Genomic DNA, 21,346 nt, shown 5'->3' with positions numbered 1-21,346 from the left:
GCCCGCCGCTGCCCGGCGCCGCCCAGCCGCCCTACGTGATGCTGATCGCGCCGCGCGCGGAAGGCGGTGGCTGGCGCTGCGATGCGCGCGTGGGGGCGGCACCGTGAGCGGCTCCAGCTTCGGCATGCTGCGCGACTACCTCGTGGGCCGTTACGACGACCTCAAGCGCCGGCTCACGCTGCAGCTCGGCAGTGCCGACCTCGCGGGCGATGCGCTACAGGACACCTGGCTGCGGCTGCAGGCAGGCTCTGCCGAGGCGCAGGACCCGCGCGAGCCCGTGCAGTACCCGCTGAGCTACCTGATGCGCATGGCCACCAACGTGGCGCTCGACCGCATCCGGGCCGAGGCGCGCTTCATGAACGGGGAGGAGGTCGAGCAGCTGTTCGCCGAGCTCGGCGATCCCGCGCCCGACCCGGCGCAGCAGGCGCTGGGTCGCTCGGAGCTCGCGCAGCTGGCCGCGATCATCGAGGAGATGCCGCCGCGGCGGCGCCACGTGCTGATCCTGGTGCGCGTCGACGAGATGCCACGCCAGGAGGTGGCCGACCGGCTCGGCGTGTCGCTGAGCCTGGTCGACCGCGAGCTGCGGCGCGCGCACGAGTACATCGTGGAGCGCACGCGATGAAATGTTTCGCTCGCGTGCAGTTCCGGGCCGCGACAGACGTCTGGAAGAAGAGGGCACCGCGCGCGGACGCGTCGTGGCCCGGTGTTGGTTTGTTGCGAGGCCGTTGAACGTGTCCGATTCGTCCCCCCTGCCGCCGCGCGATGCCGAGGCCCTCGAGCGCCAGGCCCATGCCTGGGTGCAGCGCCTGGCCTCGGGCAGCGCGCGGGCCCGCGATGCGCGCGCGCTCAGGCGCTGGTGCGCGCTCAGCGAAGCGCATGCCCAGGCCTTCGGCCGCGCCCACCGGCTGTGGCGCGACATGGCCGGCGCGGCCGCGCTGGCCGGTGCCGGCGATCCCGCGCTCGCGGCCTTGCGCGCCGCGCCGCGGCCGGCGGCGCAGGCCGTGCGCACGCTGCCGCGCCGCGCTTTCCTCGGTGCCGGTATCGCCACCGCGGCGGCCGCGGCCGGCGTGCTCGTCATGCATCCGCCGCTGGGCCTGTGGCCCGCGCCCGAGAGCTGGCAGGCCGACTACCGCACGGGCACCGGCGAGCAACGCAGCCTCGCGCTCGCGCCCGACCTCACGGTCGAGATGAACACGCGCAGCAGCATCGCGCTGCAGGCCGCGCAGGGCGAGACCGCCGGCATCGAACTGATCGGCGGCGAGGTCGCGGTCGATGCCACGCGCCGCGGCCGGCCCTTCACCGTGAGCGCGGCGCTCGGGCGCATCGAGGCCCTCGACGCGCGCTTCGAGGTGCGCCACACCGATGCGCGCAGCGTCTGCGTGCGCTGCCTCGAAGGCCAGGTGCGCGTGACGCTCGGGGCCGAGTCGCTCGCGCTGCGCGCCGCGCAGGAACTGGTGTACGAAGGCCGAAAGCCGCAGCCGGTGCGCAGCCTCGAAAGCGGCGAGCGTTCCGACTGGCGCGAGGGCGTGCTGCGCTTCCAGCGCACCGCGCTCGCGCAGGTGGTCGACGAGATCAACCGCTACCGGCCGGGCCGCGTGATGCTGCTGGGCAGCGGGCTCGCGGGCAAGCCGGTCAGCGGGCGCTTTCACATCCACGACCTCGACAAGGCGCTGGCGCAGATCCAGCGGCTGTTCCGCCTCGAGCTCACCGCGCTGCCGGGCGGCATCGTGATCCTTCACTGAGCCTGCGTTCGCGCCGCCGATGCGCGGCGAGGTGTACAGCTTTGAAGGTCGGCATTCGTCTATGGGCAAAGCCATCGCATGGCTTCCTGTCCATTCGAAACGCCACTGAAAGATTCCTGTCATGCCGCCCCTCCATCCTGCCCCGGTGAAGCCCGCGTTCCCCGCACGCCCTGGCCGCCGCACCGGACCGCGACGCCTCGCACCCCTGGCCCATGCCGTCGCCGTCGTCATCGCGGTCGGCGCGGCGGGCGCGGCGCATGCGCAGCAACGTGCGTTCAGTGCGGCCTGGATGGCGCAGAAGAACATCGCGCAGGGACAGGCCATCGCCACGGGGCGGCTGCCCAATGGCCTGCCGGTGTCCTCGCTCAACACGCCGACCGCGCAACAGCAGCAGGCGCGCGAGCAGTTGCAGCGTTCGCTCGGCAACCTGAACCTCGCCGCGCAGAGCATCGCGGCACAACAGGCCGCCCAAGCCGCCGCACGGCAGGCGGCGCTGGACGATCCTTCGTCGGTGCCCGATGGCCTGGCCGATGGCGGGTTGCGCGTCGACACCAATTCGCTGACTGCGGGCTGGCTCAATGCCCAGGCGCCCGTGCAATCGCAAGGCGCCGATGGCCGCACCACGGTCACCATCCAGCAGACCGGCGACCGCGCGATCCTCAACTGGGAGAGCTTCAACGTCGGCAAGCGCACCACGGTCGATTTCAGGCAGCAGGCCGACTGGGCCGTGCTCAACCGCGTCAACGATCCGCAGGCGCGGCCTTCGCAGATCCAGGGGCAGATCAAGGGCGACGGCACGGTGCTGATCGCGAATCGCAACGGCATCGTTTTCAGCGGCAGCAGCCAGACCGACACGCGCAACCTCGTGGCGGCGGCCGCGAAGATCGGCGACGAACAGTTCAAGGCACGCGGCATCTACAGCGCGCAGGAGAGCGGGGCCTACACGCCGAGCTTCACCGATGCCAACGGCAAGGTCGAGGTGCAGGCCGGTGCGCGCATCAACACCACGGTGCCGACGACCGTCACGCAAGGCGGCGGTTATGCGCTGCTGCTCGGCAAGGAGGTCAGCAACGCCGGCACCATCACCACGCCGCGCGGCCAGGTTCAGATGGCCGCGGGCGACTTCTTCATCGTGCGGCCCGGCCAGAGCACGACAGGCAACCAGTTCGCGACCACGCGCGGCAACGAGGTCGCGCCGCAGTTCAATGCCGACAGCACGGCGGGCGCGGTGACGAACACCGGTCTGCTGCAGGCGCCCGAAGGCGACATCACGCTCGCGGGCCGCAAGGTGGTGCAGGACGGCGTGGCCGTGTCCACGACGACGGTGGACACGCGCGGCACCATCCATCTGCTGAACTCGGCCAGCGACAAGCTCGGCAGCGTCACGGTCACCTCGCGCGGGCTCAACGCGATCCTGCTCGACGACCAGAACGGCCGCACCGCGCTCGACAGCCAGCGCGATGCGCTGATCGCCGATTCGGCGGTGCAGGATCTGGCGCGCCGCACGGCAGCCTCGGGTGGCTTCGACAACCTCGCGCGCCTCGACGACCGGCGCGACCAGTCGCGCATCGAGATCGTTTCGGGCGGCGGCGTGGTGTTCGAGGGTGGATCCACCACGCTGGCAACCGGTGGCCAGATCGCGGTGGCCGCGAGCAATGGCCGCAGCACGGTGGCCAATGGCGCGCGCCTCGATGTCTCGGGCACGGTCGGCGTGCAGGTCGCGATGTCGTCCAACAACGTGCAGATCAACATCCAGGGCAACGAGCAGCGCGACGCACCGTTGAACCGCGACACCACGATGCTCAACAACAGCAACGTGTGGATCGACCGGCGCAAGTTGCTGCGCGTGGCGGCGGGCGTCGGAGGTTACGACAAGGAGCGCTGGTACACACCGGGCGGCCTGCTCGAGGTCGGCGGCTACCTGGGCCTGCAGGGCCACACGGTGGGCGAGTGGGGCGCGCAGGGCGGCAGCGTGCTGTTCGCGGGCAAGGAACTGGTCGCGCAGGCGGGCTCGAACATCAACCTCTCGGGCGGCACGCTGGATGTGCAGACCGGAATGATCAAACAGAGCTGGCTCAAGGGTTCCGACGGCCGGCTTTACGAGGTGTCGAACGCGCCGGCCGATGTGCAGTACACGGGCCTCTACAAGGGCTACGAGGACGCGCACAAGCGCTGGGGCGACAAGACCACGGGCTTCTTCTACAACCCGCTGATCGGGCCGCAGCAGCGGCTGGAGAACGGCTACACGGTGGGACGCGATGCGGGGCAGTTGATCGTCTCGACCGGCGCCGCGGTGCTCGAGGGCGACCTGACGACGACGGTCTACCGGGGCCCGCGGCAGACGATCCAGCGCGATGGTGGCATCGACGGCTATGCGCAGTCGCACGACGCCGCGGCGCTCGCCGCGCAACTGATCCTCGGCAACTACACGACCGTGTTCAACCCCGACAAGGCCAACGGCATACAGGGCGTGTTCCATAACTTCACGCCGAGCTTCGGCCAGGTCGTGTTCGGCACCGGGCAGCCGGCCCTGGGCGAGGGCATCGCGCCCGACGGGCCGTTGCCGCAGGCGCTCCAGGACGTGCTGCATCTCGACAGCGACCGCGTCAACGGCTGGCAGCTGGGCCAGCTGATGGCCGGCGGCACGCGCGGCCTGGCGGTGGAGGCGGCGCTCGCAGTGGTGCCGGGCGGCAGCATCGCGCTGTATGCGCCGCAGCTGAACGTGAATGCCGACCTGACCGCGCGCGGTGGCGACATCGCGCTGGGCAACGTGCTGCCGTCGGTGACCGGTTTAGGTACCGCCAACAGCGTCGCGCTGGCGCCCGAAGCGGGCCAGCGCGCGCAGACCACCGTGGCCGCGGGCGCCACGCTCGATGCGAGCGGCTTGTGGACCAACCTGCTGGCCGATGAACGCGACAGCGCGGGCCTGCCCTACGTCGACGGCGGCAGCGTGTCGATCCGCGGCACGGGCGATGTGACGCTCGCGCAGGGCGCGGCGATCGACGTGTCTTCCGGCGCGGCGCTGCTGCGCAGCGGGGCGCTGCGCGGCGGCCATGGTGGCGACGTGACGCTGGCGGCCGGCTTCGTGACCGACGCCAATTCCCTCGCGACCGACCCGACCGCGCTGCTCACGCTGGCCGGCGAGTTGCGCGCCTTCGGGGTGAACGGCGGCGGCACGCTCGACGTGCGTTCGGGCACGGCGGTGGGCATCGGCGGCAAGGCGCTCGACACCGACGGCCTGCTCGCGGCCGGCCAGGCGGCGCCGGTCAACCTGCGGCTGCTGCAGGACTACCAGCTCGCCGTGGGCGACATCGCGCCGATGGACCTTTCGGTGACGCTGACCCGCCGGCCGGCCGGCTACACCGTGACGGGCCAGCAGCTCGAGATCCGGATCCCGTGGGATGCGCCGTTGGTGCTGAAGGCGGACTGGGTGGTGCCGTTCAACCTCTTCGATTCGAATGGGGTCCTCCATGGCATCGGCAGCACCGTGCCCGCGGGCACCACGGCGACCCAGGGCTTCTTCCTGCCGGTCGGCGTCACCATTCCAGCCGCCGTGTTCCCGGACGGGCTGCCGATCGCGTCGACGCTGGTCCGCTACAACGCCGGCAGCGTGCTCGACATGCCGTTCACGCTGGCGGCGGGAACCTCGCTTGCCGCCGGCACCGTGCTGGCCCGGCCCGTTGCCGTGGCAGCCACGGGCACGCTGTCGCCCGCGCTGTTCCAAAGCGGCTTCTCGCACTACGTGGTCACGGCCAGCGATGGCCTCGCGATCGCGCCGGGCACGCGGATCGAAGTGAACATGCCGGTGCTGCGCGCGGACGTCGACGGCCTGCAGTCGCTGGCCACCGGCAGCCGGCTCGCCGATTCGCTGCCGGTGTGGACGCCGCCGCTGTACGAGGAAGACCCGCAGCACGCCACTCTCGTGCAGCGTGGCGGCGCGAGCATCGAGTTCGATGCGGGCTCCAGGCTCGGCGGTCCGGGCCAGCTCGCGCCCCTGACGGTCGGCACCGGCGCGCACATCGCGGTCGATCCGGGCCAGGCCATCACGTTGTGGAACAACGGCGGCCAGTTGACGGTGGACGGCCGGCTCGATGCCTGGGGCGGCGACATCTCGATCGCCTCGCTGCCGATCTCGCAGCTCGCATACCGGGCCTCCACCACGCGCTCGGTCTGGATCGGCGACAACGCGGTGCTCGACGCGGCAGCGCGCGCCTACGTGGCCCGCGATGCGCAGGGCCGCGCCTATGGCATTGCGCCCGACGGCGGCACGATCGAGCTGGGCTTGTCCGACTCCTTCATCGTGATCCGTCCGGGGGCGGTGCTCGACGCCTCGGGCGCCTACGCCGAGGTCGACGCTTCGGCGGGCAGCGCATCCGGCACACCCGCGCGGCCACTCGCGCTGGCCGGTGCGGGCGGAGGCATCGGGCTGCATTCCTACGTCGGCATGGTGATCGATGGCACGCTCACGGCCCGAGCGGGCGGTGCCGGCGCGGCCGGCGGCTCGCTGACGATGGAGATGGCCAACCGCAGATACCTCGCGGGCGCGGAGAACATCCCCGAGGACGTGCAGGTGATGCACAACATCACGCTGACGCAGCAGTACCACCCCGGCGGCCTGGCCGACGGCCTCGCGCCGGGACAGGCCGACGCGGGCCTGAAGTACGGCGCGGCGACGCTGTCCGCGGACCAGGTGCGCGCGGGCGGCTTCGACGCGTTGACGCTCTCGGCGCACGACCTGTTCCTGTTCGACGGCGACATCGACCTCGCGCTGGGCCGCAGCCTGAACCTGCGCAACGGCTTCCTGACGGTTGCTGACAACACGCCCGACGCGAAGGTGCGCCTGGCGGCGCCCTACATCCGGTTCGACGGCGGCACCTGGGACGGCGCCTCGGGCTATTTCAGCCCGGGCCTCATCATCGGCAACCGGGCCATCGGCAGCCCGGCGCGCGGCGACAGCGCACTGACGCTCGATGCGAGCCTGATCGACATCTACGGCCGCGTGCAGTCGGGCATCGTCGCCGGCTATGGCGACGGTGCCGTGGTGCCGAACGGGCCGCCCGTCGGCCACACCGTCGATGCCGGCGGTTTCGCCGCCGTCACGCTGCGCAGCGAGGGCGACATCCGCCTGGGCAACGCCGCCTTCGTCGTCACCGGCGACCTGCTGATCGACGCGGCGCAGATCTATCCGGTGAGCGGGCAGCGCGGCGTGGTGATCGCCGGCCAGGCGAGGCTGCCGGATTCGTCCAGCATCTGGGACCAGGAGCGCAGCCTGACGATCCGCTCGAACGGCCATGACGCGCCGGTGCCCGATTCGGTGTTCGGCCAGCTCGTGCTGATGGGCCCGACGCTGGACCAGGGCGGCGTGGTGCGCGCGCCGCTGGGCACGATCGGGTTGAACGACGTCGGCGGCTCGCTCAACGGCGTCGCCTGGATGGGGGGCGTCATTGCCAACCCCGAGATCCTGCCCTGGATGCGGCTGGTGCTGCGCGACGGCAGCCTGACCTCGGTGAGCGCGGCGGGCCTGACCATGCCCTACGGCGGCACCCAGGACGGCCTGACCTACCGCGGCACCGACGGCACGCTGTTCAGCCTCGGCGGCAATTTCATCAATCGACCGAATGTCAACCTCTCGCCCGACAACTTCGTGCTGGCGCAGGGCATCTCGATCGGCGGCGGCTCGGTGGTCGCCGAGCCCGGTTCGGTGCTCGACCTCTCGGGCGGGGGCGACCTGCGCGGCGCGGGCTTCATCACCGGCCGTGGCGGTTCGGTCGACGTGTTGACGACGGCGCTGGCCAACGCCAATCCGGCGGCCTATCCGAAGAGCGGCGCGGGCAACGCGGTCTATGCGATCGTGCCCGGCTACGCATCGGCCTATGCGCCGGTGGTTCGCGACAAGGGCGCGGGCGATCCGGCGGTGGGCCGGCAGATCACGATCGGCGCGGGCGTGCCGGGCCTGCCCCCCGGCACCTACGCGCTGCTGCCGGCGAGCTATGCGCTGATGCCGGGCGCGTTCCGCGTGGAGGTCGGCGCGCGCATGGATGCGCTCTCGGGCACCGCCGCGCCGGCCGGCGCGCTGGCCGATGGTTTCGGCTCGTGGAGCACCACCGGCACGCTGGGCTTTTCGAACACTGCCGTGCACGACAACCTGCCCAGCCGCGTGCTGGTCACGCCGGGCCAGACGGTGCGCCACTTCTCGCAATACAACGAGACCAGCTATGCCGACTTCGCGAAGGCGCAGGCGGCGCTGTTCGGCAACGTGCGGCCGTTGCTGCCGGTGGACGGCAAGGTGCTGCGCTTCAGTTTCGCGCAGAACGACGAGGTGGTGCCGCTGCAGTTCGACGGCCAGGTGCTGCTGGATGCCGCCCCGGGCGGCCTGCGCGGCCAGGTGAACCTGCTGGGCGACAAGCCCATCGACATCGTCGGCGGCGCCGCGCGGCCCAAGGCGGGCGCCATCGAGGTGTCGGCCGACATGCTGAATGCCTTCCGTGCCGACACGCTGGCGATCGGCGGCATCTACATCTACTTCAACGGCCAGGACTCGTCGGGCGACAGCGCGCGCATCTACTTCGGCAATGGCCTGGGCGCGGGCCTGGTGAACGTCCGCGATGGAGCCACGCTGCGCGCGGGCCAGATCTTCCTCATCGGCAACCAGATCAATGTCGATGGCGGCGCTGTGCTCGACACGCGCGGCCTGGGCCGGCCCGGCGTCGATTCCAATCTCGGTTTCCTGTATGCCAACGCGCCCGGCGTTTCGGCCGCTTCCTACTCGCCCGCGGTGTTCGCCGTGAGCAACGGCTGGCTGGATTTCCTGCCGGCGCTCGGCACGGGCACGGTCACGGTCAGCGACGGCGCGACAGTGCTGAGCGAAGGCACGATCGCCTTCGCCGCGCCGGGTGGCCTGGCGCTGGGCGACGTGAACCTGGGCGCGCGCTATCTCACGGTGGCGCAGGACCAGATCAACATCGGCACCGCCGCGAGCATGGCAGCCGCGCAGGCGGCCGGGTCGATGCAGGCCGGCTGGCAGCTCACCCAGGCCACGCTGGACCGCCTGCTGCGCCCCTCGGCCAACGCCGGCGTGCCGGCGCTCAAGCGCCTGAGCCTCACGGCCGGTGGCGCCTTCAACTTCTACGGTTCGTTGACGCTGGACACCGGCGACTCGCCGGTGCAGCTCGTGTTCAACACACCCGCCTTCTACGGCCTGGGCACCGACAGCGACACGGTGCGCATCGCCACGCGCGACTTCGTGTGGAACGGCATTGCCACGGGCAACGGCACCACCACGCCCTATGCGGGCGCGACGCCGGCGGCGGTGCAGCCCGGCGGTCCGGGCACCGGCACGGGGTCGCTGGTGATCGATGCGCGGACCGTGCAGTTCGGCTACGACGCGCTGAGCCAGCCGCAGCGCCAGGCCGAGCTGGAGCGTCTGGCGCTGGGCTTCGGCTCGGTGAAGATCCAGGCCACCGATCGCGTCACGGCCAACAGCAAGGCCGCGCTCCTGGTGGGGCAGTCGCGCGACGCGGACGGCACGCTGCATGGCGGCACGCTGTCGATCGTGACGCCTCTGCTCACCGGCCAGGCGGGCTCGGCGATGCGCTACGTCGCGGGCGGGGCCATCGACGTGTCGGCGCCCGCGGGTGCCGCCGCGCCCGACACCGCCGCCATCGGCGAACTCGGTGCCTCGCTGACGCTGCAGGGCCCGAGCGTGTCGCTCGACACGACGGTGGCGCTGCCCACCGGCGTGCTCCGGCTGCTGGCCGATGGCGACATCTCGCTGGGCGAGGGCGCGCAGATCGACCTGTCGGGCCGCGCCGTGCAGTTCTACGACATCACGAAGTACAGCTGGGGCGGCGCCGCGACGCTCACGAGCACGAACGGCAGCATCGCGCAGGCCGCGGGCTCGCGCATCGACGTGTCGGCCGCGCACGAGGACGCCGGCTCGCTGACGCTCGACGCCAGGGCGGGCACGGTGACGCTGGCCGGCGCGCTGCACGGCGCGGGCGGCGGCGCCGGCTTCGACGACGGCAAGTTCGACCTGACGACGCGCGCCATCTCCGATGCCGACTTCGCTGCGCTCAATGCGCGCCTGAACGACGACGCCTTCTTCGGCGCGCGCGGCTTCGTCGTGAAGCAGGGCGACCTGAACGTGGGCGAGGGCGTGCGCGCGCGGCAGGTGAGCATCGCCACCGATGCGGGGCGCCTCACGGTCAACGGCACCATCGATGCCTCGGGCGCCACGCCCGGCAGCATCCGCCTCAACGCCAGCGGCGACCTCACGCTGGCGGCCGGCGCGGTGCTCGACACCCATGCCACCACGCTGGTCGCCGACAGCTACGGGGCGCCCATCGATGCGTCGAACCGAGCCAAGATCTCGCTGGGCAGCACAGGTGGCACGGTGCGCCTCGAACCGGGCGCGACCCTGGACCTGCGCTCGCCCGACGGCATCGCGCGCGGCCATGTCGACATCGACGCGCCACGCGTGGGCAGCACCGGCGAGAGTGCCACCGGCGCGGACGCGCCGGCCAACGCCACCGGCGGCGACATCGCGATCGCGGCCGCGGGCACGCTGAACATCCAGGGCGCGCAGGCCATCGCGCTGAACGGCGTCGCGCGCTACACCAATGCGCGGCCGGACCCCGGCGATGCCAATGGGCAGATCGTCGACCAGGCCTACCTGGACCTGATCGACAGCGACAGCCGCGCCTTCGATGCCGCCGCGCGCGGCAATGCGGAGCTGCGCGCGCGCATGGCCGGGCTCCTGGCCTACGGCGATGCGCTCCACCTGCGCCCCGGCGTCGAGATCGCCAGCAGCACGCCCACGGGCAACCTCACGGTCAAGGGCGACCTCGACCTGTCGGGCTACCGCTACGGCCCCGCGGCCGACCGCGACCTGGCCTCGGCGCGCTACGGCGCGGGCGAGCCGATGTCGCTGGCGCTGCGCGCGGGCGGTGACCTGAACATCCACGGCAGCATCAACGACGGCTTCGCGCCGCCGCCGGCCACGCCCGACGACAACGGCTGGCAGACCCGCCTGCAGGTGCTGTTCACCAACCAGCCGGCGCCGAAGGACGTCACGGTCAGCGTGCCCTTCAACGCCACCTGGGGTGATTTCTGGTACGTGTTCCCCGGCATCTTCACGGGCGACTTCCCGGTCGTGGTGTCGGGCTCGATCAGCGACGACTACGGCAGCTACGGACCGGGCGACACGATCTACAACGGCTTCCTCGCCGGCACGATCACGGTCGCGGCCGGCACGGTGCTGACCACGGTCGCGCCGGGCGGTGCCGACATCCTGCTCAGTGGCCCGCGCGCCGAGCCCGGCCGGCTGTGGGCCGCGTCGCGGATGCTGGCCGCGGGCAGCCTGTCGGCCTCGATCCGGCTGGTGAGCGGCGCCGATCTCGGCGCCGCCGACACACGCCGGCTGCAGGGCGCCGCGCAACTGGCCGGCCGCGGCAACCTGGTGCTCGACGACCTGCACCTGGCCGGAACGACCACGCAGTTCACCGTGCAGGCGCCGAGCGTGGTGCGCACCGGCACCGGCGACCTCGAGCTCTATGCCGGCGGCAGCTACCGGCAGGAGTCGCTGTTCGGCGTTTACACCGCGGGCACCTCGGTGGCCGGCACCGGCAACGACTCGGGCTACAACGCGCCGCGCGCCAGGCTGCCCGACGGCAGCGTGCTCGGCGCGGGCAACGCGGACTACGAGCGCACGCTGCCCGCGCAGCGCATGTGGTTCACCGAGAACGGCGGCGACTTCACGCTCTCGGCGCAGGGCGACATTCTCGGCTACGTGCAGCCCGAGACCCTGTCGACCGGCGAGTGGCTGTGGCGCCAGGGCGGCGCCGAGATCGGCGAGCGCACGGCCTGGGGCCTGAACTTCGGCAGCTATGCCATCGACGGCTGGCCGACCCTCGCGCAGCCGCGGCTGGGCTTCGGCGGCTTCGCCGGCATGGGCACGCTCGGCGGCGGCAATGCCAGCGTTCACGCGGGCGGCAACATCGGCACCGCGGGCTCCTTCACGCGCGGCTTGCTGGTCGCGGTGGGCAGCACCGGCCGCGTCGCCGACGGCGGCGTGCTGGCGCAGACCGGCGGCGGCAATCTCGACGTCTCGGCCGGCGGGCAGATCCGCACCGGCCTGTATGCCAACCTGCGCGGCGATACGCGCATGGCCGCCACCGACGTGGGCAGCGTGGTGCTCAAGAACTTCGCCACGCCCAACAACCAGGACCCGCGCGCGGTCGATCCGCACACGCCCTACAGCGCGCAGCGCGACGGCGTCGTGAGCTTCGCGCCGGGCGACGGCGTGCTGCGCATCGAAACGCTGGGCGACCTGGCGATCGGCGCGGTGGTGGACGCCGGCCGCGCGGGCGAGCGCGTGGAGACGCACGCCAGCAACGGCAGCCTGAGCGGACCGACCGCCAGCTGGTTCACGCTGTGGACCGACCGCACGGCGCTCGACCTGTTCTCCGCGGGCGGCAACGTCTCGCCCTTCGGCGCGACGAACATGGATCCCGCGACCAACATGCAGGACGTGAACAGCAGCACGAGCATCATGCCGGCCACGCTGAGCGCGGTGGCGGCCGGCGGCAGCATCTACTACGCGACCGAGAGCCTCGGCGGCGGCCAGATGATGCCCTCGCCGGTCGGCCACCTGGACCTGCTGGCGCGCGATCTCGTGAGCGGCGACTCAACCAACTCCATCAGCAACGGGCACAACCCGATCGGGCCGCTGGGCACGGCGCTGTCGAGCATGGCCACGCCACTGCGTCCGGGCTGGCGCATGCTGCGCGACAACCCCTTCAATCCCCTCGCGGCCACGAACTACTGGAACGCCAGCAAGCTGCAGCCGTACGAGTGGGACTACATGTACCAGAACACCTTCGCCGAATACATCCCGGCGCACGTCGGCGTGGGCGGCGCGCTGTTCAACTTCGGGCTCAGCACCGTGAGCGACGGCAGCATGGCCGGCGAAGGCGTGGTGTCGCACATCTATGCCGTGAACGGCGACGTGCTGGCGATCGAGATCGGCAACTTGCTGAACGTGAGCCCGGGCGTCGGCGAAGCGGCGATTCCCACCTATCTGGCGTCCAAGCCGCTGCGCATCCTGGCCGGCGGCGACATCGTCAACAGCAGCGGCCTGATCGTGCAGAACGCGCCCTCCGACATCTCGATGATCGCGGCCGGCGGCGACATCCTGTACACGAGCTTCAGCATCGCCGGCCCGGGCACGCTCGAAGTGTCCGCGGGCGGCCAGATCTACCAGGGCAACCGCGGCACCCTGACCAGCCTCGGCGCCGTGGTGCCGGGCGACCGGCGCCCGGGCGCCGACATCGCGGTGCAGGCGGGGCTGGGTGCCGGGCCGCGCGGGCAGGGCGCGAGCGACTTCGCGGGCTTCGCCGCGCTGTACCTCGACCCCGCCAATGCCATCGACGCATCGGCCGCGCTGGCCGGCCAGCCCGGCAAGGTCGTGAAGACCTACGACGCCGAACTGGCGCAATGGCTGCGCGAGCGCTTCGGCCATGTCGCGGCGTCGCCCGCTGACGCGCTGGCGTACTTCCAGGCGCTGCCGCCCGAGCAGCAGCGCGTGTTCGTGCGCGAGGTGTTCTACGACGAGCTCATCGCGGGCGGGCGCGAGTACAACGACGTCGACAGCAAGCGCTACGGCAGCTATCTGCGCGGGCGCGAGGCCATCGCGACGCTGTTCCCGACGCGGGACGCGGACGGCCGGCCGATCGAGCGCGAAGGCGGCCTCACGCTCTACCAGGGCACCAGCACCAGCGCGGGCATCCGCACCGTGGTGGGCGGGGACATCCAGACGCTGACGCCGGGCGGCACCACCATCGTCGGCGTCGAGGGCATCACGCCTGCGAGCACACCGGGAGCGAACCCCACAGGCTTCATCACGCAGGGGGAGGGCGACATCCAGATGTACAGCCAGGGCAGCATCCTGCTGGGCCTGTCGCGCATCATGACCACCTTCGGCGGCGACATCCTCGGCTGGTCGGCCACGGGCGACATCAATGCCGGACGCGGTTCGAAGACCACGCTGGTCTACACGCCGCCCAAGCGCGAGTACGACATGCTGGGCAACGTGAAGCTGTCGCCGAACGTGCCGAGCACGGGCGCGGGCATCGCCACGCTCGATCCGATTCCCGAGGTGCCGCCGGGCGACGTGGACCTGATCGCGCCGCTGGGCACGATCGACGCGGGCGAGGCCGGCATTCGCGTGTCGGGCAACGTGAACCTCGCGGCCTTGCAGGTGGTGAACGCGGCCAACATCCAGGTCAAGGGCGAATCGGCCGGACTGCCGGTGGTGGCCTCGGTGAACGTCGGTGCGCTCGCCAACGCCAGCGCCGCGGCCGCGCAGGCCACGATGGCGGCGCAGGACGTGATGCAGCGCGAACGCACGGCCGCGCGCCAGGCCTTGCCCTCGGTGTTCACGGTGCGCGTACTGGGCTTCGGCGACGAGCCGGCCGCCCCCGCGCCTGCGCCCTCGGGCGGTGCCTCGGGCGCGCCGGCCGCGCCTTCGCAGCGCAACGTGCGCTACGACCCGGCCAGCCCGTTCCAGATGCTGGGGCAGGGCGCGCTCGACGCGGCGCAACTCGCGAAGCTCACGCCGGCCGAGCGCGCCCGGCTGGCCGACCTCGGTGGCGCCGGCGCGCGCGGACGCTAGGCGGGGAACGAGTTTCGTGAAACTTGCATGACAAAGCGCATTCGGCGGCCCGCTCATCCGTCTCTATGCGGATGACTTCCTTTCGTCCTGCTCGCCGCTTGGCGGCCGTCGTGTGCGCGGCGGCCGCCACGCTGGCGACCGCCGAAGAATCGCCACCGCGCGTCCTTGAGGGCAACGCCAGCGGCGTGTTCCTCAACGACGCCGGCGACGTGCTGACCGCGCGCCATGCCGTGACCGGCTGCCGCTCGCTGTTCGTGCTCAAGGACGGCCGCGTCGCCGAAGCCACGGTGCGCGCGACGAGCCCGCGGCCCGAGCTCGACATCGCCGTGCTGCGCAGCGACATCAAGCCCTACCTGGGCGCGACCTTCCCGCGCAGCGAGGCGCTGCCCACCGCGACGATCTCGGTGTTCTCCGAGGCCCACGGCCCGCTGCAGCGCATGGCCGACCGCTCGGCCGTGCTCGGCAACGCGCTGACCGTGCCGGGCGCCGAAGGCCTGCAGCTGCTGTCGGGCGCCAAGCCCGGTGCCAGCGGCAGCGCGGTGCTCGACGCGGGCGGTCTGCTGCTGGGCGTGGTGGTGGAGCGCATCGCGGCCGCGCCTGGCGCCAGCGGCGGCACGCTGAGCCGGCTGCCCAGTCTGTCGGGCAGCGGCGCGGCCGCGGGCTCCACGCGCGTGCGGGCCGAGACGGCCGCGCGCATCAAGCATTTCCTGCGCGACAACGGCGTGGCCTACAGCGAGAGCGACACACCGCAGCTCGGCCCCCAGCAGTCGCCGGCCGCGCGCGCCGCCACGCTGTCGGTCGGCGTGTTGTGCGGCTGAGCCTGCACCGATTTCCAGAACTTTCCCCGAAAGAACGCATGCTCCCCTTGCACCGTCATTCCGCCGCCGCGCCGCGGCCCTGGGCCAGCCTGTTCCGCGCGCTCGGCCTCGCCGGCCTGGGCCTGGCGGCCGTGCACATGCCCGTGCAGGCCCAGCCCGCGCCCTCGGCGCGCGCGCCGGTGCCGCAGCACTGGATCAGCTATGCCGAGCTGGCGGGCAACCAGTTCCAGGGCCGCCTCAGCGACCCGGCCGACGAGACCGTGCAGCGCCTGCATGCCTGGATGCAGCAGCGCCTGCTCGAGGAGGGCCGCACCCTGCCGCCGCCGCCGCTGATCGTGCGCGTGTGGGTCGCGCCCGACGGCCGGCCCGAGCGCGTGGCCTTCGATTCGCTGGGCAATGCGCAGGCCGATGCCGACCTGCGCCAGTTGCTGACCGCGCAGCCGCTGTCGGAACCGCCGCCGCGGGACATGCGGCAGCCGATGGTGTTGCAGCTGACGTTGAAGGTGCTGGGGCCGGGTTGAGGGCACGCTGCGCCGGCACTACTTGCGGGCGCCGGCAGTGGATGTCTCCGCCGCCTTGATGGCCTCGCTCACCTCATAGGCGGTCGTCGGATCGCTGTCCTTGCCGACCAGCCCCCTGAGCGCCGCCAGGTGCGCCACGCCCAGCGCCTCGTCCGCGTTGGCCGGCAGGTCGGGCACGACGCCCGTGCCTTCCCAGTTGGTGCGCGTGATCGGGTTGATCGAGCGCGCGAAGGGGATCGTGATCTCGAAGCGATCGTTCAACCGATGGTTGCTGGACGGATGGGCACCGCCCTTGGTGCGCTCGCCGACGATGCGGGCGCGTTTCAGCGCCTGCAGGTTGTAGGCGAACTCCTCGCCGCCCGAGAAGGTCTGGCTGCTGGTCAGCACATAGACCGGCCGGTCCAGGTAGCGCGGGCCGCGCAGCTTGGCGCGGGTCCAGTGCGACTCCACGCGGTGGCCTTCGCGATGCAGCACGTCGTTGAGGTGCACCTTGCCTTCGAGCAGATGGCTGCTGACCTGGGCCACGCCCGCGGGCCAGCCGCCGCCGTTCTGGCGCAGGTCGACGATCAGGGCATCGGTGTGGGCCAGGAACTCGAAGGTGGCCGCGGCGGTCGCGGCCAGCGCCTCGGGCTTGTCGAAGCAGCGCAGGTCGATGTAGCCGACGTTGCCGGCCATGCGTTCTGCCTTGTAGAAGCAGTGGTTGAAGCGCACGTACTGCCGCGCCAGGTGGGCCTGCGCCGCCGCGGCGGCTTGCGCATCGGCCGGCTTCGGCAGCGGCTCGCGGCTCAAGGCCACGAGCAGGTGCTTGTCCTGGTTCACCGATTGCAGGTCCTGCTCGAGCTGCGCGCGCAGCGCGTCGGCGTTGTCGATGCCCGCATAGGCACCGTCGCGCAAGCGCGCACGCAGGCGGGCCGCGATGGCATCGGCCGGCGCGGGCAGCACGTAATGCCGCTGCACCAGCTCGGCGGCGCGGGCCACGATGCGGTCGCGCTCGGCGGGTGCGAGGGGAACGGTGTCGGGGGACTGCGCGGCGGCCGATACGGCGGGCGCGCCCAGTGCGAGGGCGAGGAGGGTGGAGGGAAGCAGGCGGCGCATGGCCGCCGATGCTAAGGCAGCGAAAAGGCCCTCAGCCCGCGGCCGCGAGGATGTCCTCGAGCGCGCCGATGTCGATCGGCTTCTGCAGATGGTGGTCGAACAGCTTGCGCCCGTCGGGCCCGCCCGCGGCACCGGCATCGGCGGCCGAGAAGCCCGAGATCGCGACCAGCAGCCTGGGCGCGCCCTGCGCCTCGGTCTCGCGCAGGCGGCGCGCCACCTGGGTGCCGGGGATGTCGGGCAGGGTGAGGTCGATCAGCGCGGCATCGAAGCGTTCGGCGGCGGCGGCGTCCAGCGCCTGCTGGCCGGTGTAGGTGCAGCGGGCGGTGTGGTCCTGCAGGGTCAGCAGTTCCTGCAGCAGGTCGGCTGCGGCTTCGTTGTCGTCGACGATCAGCACATTCACGGCGGTCGGTCCTTGGTGGCCTTTGCGGCCTTTGGTTTTCTGAAAATGTCCGGAATGGAACAGTATCCCGGCACGGCGCCGCGCGTGGGGTAGGAGCAAGCCTACGGTTGCGCCGATCCGCGCGGCGCGGCCAGCGGCAGCTCCACGCTGAAGGTCGAGCCCTCGCCCGGCGCGCTCTCGACGCCGATGCTGCCGCCGTGCAGGTCGACGATCTGGCGCGTGATGTACAGGCCCAGGCCGAGCCCGGCCGCGTGCTTGCGGCTGTGCTCGGTGCGCTCGAACTGCTCGAAGATGCGCGCCTGGTCCTCGGCCGCGATGCCGATGCCGCGGTCGCGCACGCTGACGCGAGCGAAGCCGTCCTCGCCGGCGCCGACCTGCTCGACCGTCATCGCGACCGGCTGGCCACCGCCGTAGCGCAGCGCATTGGTCAGCAGGTTGGTCAGCACCTGCTCGATGCGGAACTCGTCCCACACGCCCGGCAGTTCGGACGGCGCCTGCAGCGAGATCTCGGAACCGGCGGCCTCGGCCTGCTGGCGCAGGTTCTCGACCACGGCGCGCGCGAGCTGCGCGAGGTCGGTGGGCTTGGGCTGGATCGAGAGGGCGTCCTTGCGCATGCGCGTGACGTCGAGCATGTCGTCGATCAGCCGCACCATGTTGCGGATCTGCCGCTGGTCGCGCTCGATCATCGCGGGCAGCCGGTCGGCCGCGAAGGCCGCGAGGTTGCCCTTGGACACGTGCAGCTGGCGCAGCTGCGCCTCGAGGTAGAGGGTGTTGAGCGGGGTGCGCAGCTCGTGCGAGACCATGGACATGAAGTCGTCGCGCATGCGCACCGCGCGCTCGAGTTCGCGCTGCGTGACCTGCAGCTGCGCCACCAGCTCCTCCTGCTTGCGGTGCGCGTGGGCCAGCAGCTCCATCTCGTGCCGCAGCGCCTTGCGGTGGCGGTGCAGGTCGACGAACACGTTGACCTTGCTGATCACGGCATGCGGATCGAGCGGCTTGTGCAGGAAGTCGACCGCGCCGCTCTCGTAGCCCTGGAAGGCGTAGTTGCGCTCGCGGCCGGCGGCGCTCACGAAGATCAGCGGGATGTGCCGCGTGCGCTCGGTGCCGCGCATCATCTCGGCCAGCTCGAAGCCGTTCATGCCGGGCATCTGCACGTCGACGATGGCGAGCGCGAACTCGTGCTCGAGCAGCAGCGCCAGCGCGTCCTCGGCCGACTGGGCGCGGAACACGGAGCGCCCGGGCGCGCGGATCAGCGCCTCGAGCGCCACCAGGTTCTCGGGCAGGTCGTCGACGATCAGCAGCTTGCTTTCGACGTCAATGTCCATGAGCGGCCTCCAGGTGCAGCAGCAGGGTGTGGAGATCGCGCAGCGGCAGCACGAAGTCGGGCGAATGGCGCGCAATGGCGGCGTTGGGCATGACGGAAACCAGGGCTTCTTGGGGATCCTGCACGGCGGTCAGCCCGCCGGCACGGTGAATGCGTTCCATGCCCTCGGCGCCGTCGTCGTTGGCGCCGGTGAGCAGCAGGCCGGCGAGGCCGGCGCCGTAGACGTCGGCCGCGGAGGCCATCAGCACGTCGATCGACGGACGCGAGAACAGCACGGGCGGCTCGCAGCTCAGCGAGAAGCAGCGGTCGCGCTCGATCGACAGGTGGTAGCCGGGCGGCGCGAAGTAGAGCGTGCCGGCCGCGAGCGGCATCTTGTCGGCGGCCTCGCGCACCGGCATGGCGACGCGCTCGCCGAACACCTCGGCCAGGCGGCTGTCGTGGCCCTCGGGCAGGTGCAGCACCACCACCTTGGGAATGCGGCTGGCGGCGGGCAGGCCGCTCAAGAGACCGAGCAGCGCGTCGATGCCGCCGGCCGAGGCACCGATGACCACGGCCTCGACGCGGCGGCGCAGGTGGGAGGGCAGCGCCTGTTTCACGTGGCCTTCCGGTAGATGCGCTCGGGGCGCGCCAGCGGCTCGAAGCGGTCGGCGTAGGCCGAGAAGTCGATGCTCTCCTTGGCGCCCAGGCCGAGGAAGCCGCGGTGGCTCAGCGATTCGTGGAACAGGCCGAGCGCGCGGTTCTGCAACTCGCGGTTGAAGTAGATCAGCACGTTGCGGCAGGACACCAGCTGGGTCTCGGCGAACACGCTGTCGGTGGCCAGGCTGTGGTCGGCAAAGATGGTGTCGGCGCACAGCGAGGGGTCGAAGCGCGCGGCGTCGTAGGCCGCGGTGTAGTAGTCGGAGAACGAGCCCAGCCCGCCCGCGCGCTGGTAGTTGGCGGTGTAGCCGCGGATCGCCTCGAGCGGGAAGATGCCCTGGCGCGCCTTCTCGAGCGAGGCCGGGTTGATGTCGGTGGCGTAGATCTGCGTGCGCTCGAGCAGGCCTTCCTCGCGCAGCAGGATGGCGAGCGAGAACACCTCCTCGCCGGTGCTGCAGCCAGCCACCCAGATCTTGACCGACGAATAGGTGTGCAGCAGCGGCACCACGTGCCGGCGCAGGCCCAGGAAGTAGGCCGGGTCGCGGAACATCTCGCTGACCGGGATGGTGAGGAACTGCAGCAGGCGCCCGAACAGCGCGGCGTCGCGCAGCACGCGGTCCTGCAGCGCCGAGATCGAGGGCAGGCCGAGCTGCGTGAGCGCGTGCAGCACGCGGCGCTTCTGCGAGGCCAGCGTGTAGTCGCGGAAGTCGTAGCTGTACTTGAGGTAGATCGCCTCCATCAGCAGCCGCAGCTCGATCTCGGTGTCGCTCAGCGGCTGCGGCGGAGCGGCGATCGCGCCCGGCACGGCGGGCAGGGCGGGGCGGCCGGTCGCCGGCCGCTCGGGCAGGGAAGGCGGCGGCGCGTCGGTCACAGGCGCTCCATCTTCGGCATCCACACGCGCAGCAGCGAGAACAGGCGGTCCAGGTCCACCGGCTTGGCGAGGTAGTCGCTGGCGCCCGCGGCCAGGCACTGCTCGCGGTCGTCCTTCATGGCCTTGGCGGTGATGGCGATCACCGGCAGCTTGGCGAAGCGCGGATCGGCGCGCAGGTGGCGCGTGGCCTCCAGGCCGTCCATCTCCGGCATCATGACGTCCATCAGCACGAGGTCGATCTCCTTCACGCGGTCGAGCTGCTCGAGGGCCTCGCGGCCGTTGCGGCCGATCTCGACCTTCGCGCCGCGCTGCTCGAGCGCGCTCGTGAGCGCGAAGATGTTGCGCACGTCGTCGTCCACCAGCAGCACCGTGCGGCCCTCGAAGATCCGGTCGCGCCCGCGCGCGGCCTTGAGCATGCCCTGGCGCTCGCTCGAGAGTTCGGCCTCGACCTTGTGCAGGAACAGGGTGACCTCGTCGAGCAGCCGCTCGGGCGAGCGCGCGCCCTTGATGATGATCGAGCGCGAGTAGCGGTGCAACTCGGCCTCCTCCTCGCGCGTGAGGTTGCGCCCGGTGTAGACGATCACCGGCGGGAACGAGACGATGTCCTCCGAGGCCATCTGCTTGAGCAGCTCGCTGCCCTGCATGTCGGGCAGTTTCAGGTCGGTGATCATGCAGTCGAAGATGCGCGTGCGCAGCAGCTCCAGCGCCTCCTCGCCCGAGGCCACGTCGACGATCTCGATGTCGTCGTCGCCGATCAGCTGGATCACGCTCTGGCGCTGCAGGTCGTCGTCTTCCACCAGCAGCACGGTCTTGACCTTCTGCGTGAGCTTCTCCTCCAGCCGCGCGAACACGCGCGTGAGTTCCTCGCGCGTGGCGGGCTTGCGCGCATAGCCCACCGCGCCCATGTGCAGCGCGGCCTCGGCGTTGTCGGCGGCCGAGACCACGTGGATCGGGATGTGGCGCGTGAGCGGCGAATCCTTCAGGCGCTGCAGCACGTCCAGGCCGGTGCTGTCGGGCAGCCGCATGTCGAGCAGGATCGCGTCGGGCACGAACTCGCTGGCCAGCGCGAAGCCGTCGGCCGCGCCGTGCGCGACCAGGCAGCGGTAGCCGAGCTCGTGCGCGAGGTCGTAGAGGATGTGGGCGAACTGCGGTTCGTCCTCGATCACGAGCACGCGCCGCACCTGCTGGTCGCGCGGCAGTGCGCGGTCGTCGGCGAACTGCGGCGCGGGCACCACCGGCGCCGGCGCGGCCGGGGCAGGGGGCGCGACC

The 21,346-nt window shown here is 71.7% G+C and carries 11 protein-coding genes; 5 read left to right on the top strand and 6 right to left on the bottom strand.

Annotated features, from left to right (window positions below):
• The first annotated feature begins 103 nt into the window (after positions 1 to 103).
• The 5 genes from ACODT0_RS41345 to ACODT0_RS41325 all read left to right on the top strand — a co-directional run bounded on the left by ACODT0_RS41345 (position 104) and on the right by ACODT0_RS41325 (position 15,751).
• Positions 104 to 622 carry an RNA polymerase sigma factor gene (locus tag ACODT0_RS41345; protein ID WP_064262158.1) on the top strand — a complete coding sequence of 173 codons (519 nt, stop codon included), beginning with the start codon at positions 104 to 106 and terminating at the stop codon, positions 620 to 622.
• Between the two features lie 109 nt (positions 623 to 731).
• Entirely contained in the window at positions 732 to 1,742 is a 1,011-nt protein-coding gene (locus tag ACODT0_RS41340; protein ID WP_489043945.1) for a FecR family protein, read from the top strand.
• A 121-nt stretch (positions 1,743 to 1,863) separates the two neighbouring features.
• Positions 1,864 to 14,412 carry a filamentous hemagglutinin family protein gene (locus ACODT0_RS41335; RefSeq protein WP_489043944.1) on the top strand — a complete coding sequence of 4,183 codons (12,549 nt, stop codon included), beginning with the start codon at positions 1,864 to 1,866 and terminating at the stop codon, positions 14,410 to 14,412.
• A gap of 98 nt (positions 14,413 to 14,510) precedes the next feature.
• Positions 14,511 to 15,230: a S1 family peptidase gene (locus ACODT0_RS41330; protein WP_489043943.1), complete on the top strand. Its 720-nt coding sequence runs from the start codon at positions 14,511 to 14,513 to the stop codon at positions 15,228 to 15,230.
• Between the two features lie 47 nt (positions 15,231 to 15,277).
• A complete protein-coding gene (locus ACODT0_RS41325) occupies positions 15,278 to 15,751 on the top strand; it encodes an energy transducer TonB (RefSeq protein WP_296733421.1) in 474 nt (157 codons plus the stop codon).
• Positions 15,752 to 15,769: 18 nt separating this feature from the next.
• Here the strand turns inward: ACODT0_RS41325 and ACODT0_RS41320 are convergent, their stop codons facing one another.
• The 6 genes from ACODT0_RS41320 to ACODT0_RS41295 form a co-directional block, all read right to left on the bottom strand.
• Positions 15,770 to 16,846 carry a S41 family peptidase gene (locus tag ACODT0_RS41320; RefSeq protein WP_489043942.1) on the bottom strand — a complete coding sequence of 359 codons (1,077 nt, stop codon included), beginning with the start codon at positions 16,844 to 16,846 and terminating at the stop codon, positions 15,770 to 15,772.
• A gap of 31 nt (positions 16,847 to 16,877) precedes the next feature.
• A complete protein-coding gene (locus ACODT0_RS41315) occupies positions 16,878 to 17,246 on the bottom strand; it encodes a response regulator (protein WP_057590213.1) in 369 nt (122 codons plus the stop codon).
• Positions 17,247 to 17,347: 101 nt separating this feature from the next.
• Entirely contained in the window at positions 17,348 to 18,571 is a 1,224-nt protein-coding gene (locus ACODT0_RS41310; RefSeq protein WP_057590214.1) for a hybrid sensor histidine kinase/response regulator, read from the bottom strand.
• Entirely contained in the window at positions 18,561 to 19,166 is a 606-nt protein-coding gene (locus ACODT0_RS41305; RefSeq protein ID WP_057590215.1) for a chemotaxis protein CheB, read from the bottom strand. Before ACODT0_RS41305 ends, ACODT0_RS41310 begins: the two co-directional genes overlap by 11 nt.
• The gene (locus ACODT0_RS41300; protein ID WP_489043946.1) at positions 19,163 to 20,020 is read right to left on the bottom strand and encodes a CheR family methyltransferase; all 858 of its coding nucleotides are present in this window, start codon (positions 20,018 to 20,020) and stop codon (positions 19,163 to 19,165) included. The genes ACODT0_RS41305 and ACODT0_RS41300 overlap by 4 nt, the downstream gene beginning before the upstream one ends.
• A gap of 53 nt (positions 20,021 to 20,073) precedes the next feature.
• Positions 20,074 to 21,346 (bottom strand): response regulator (locus tag ACODT0_RS41295; protein WP_489043941.1); only part of this gene is annotated, 1,273 nt, incomplete at its 5' end.

Source organism: Variovorax sp. FG153 (assembly GCF_057809595.1).
This window is presented reverse-complemented; position numbering and strand designations above follow the sequence as displayed.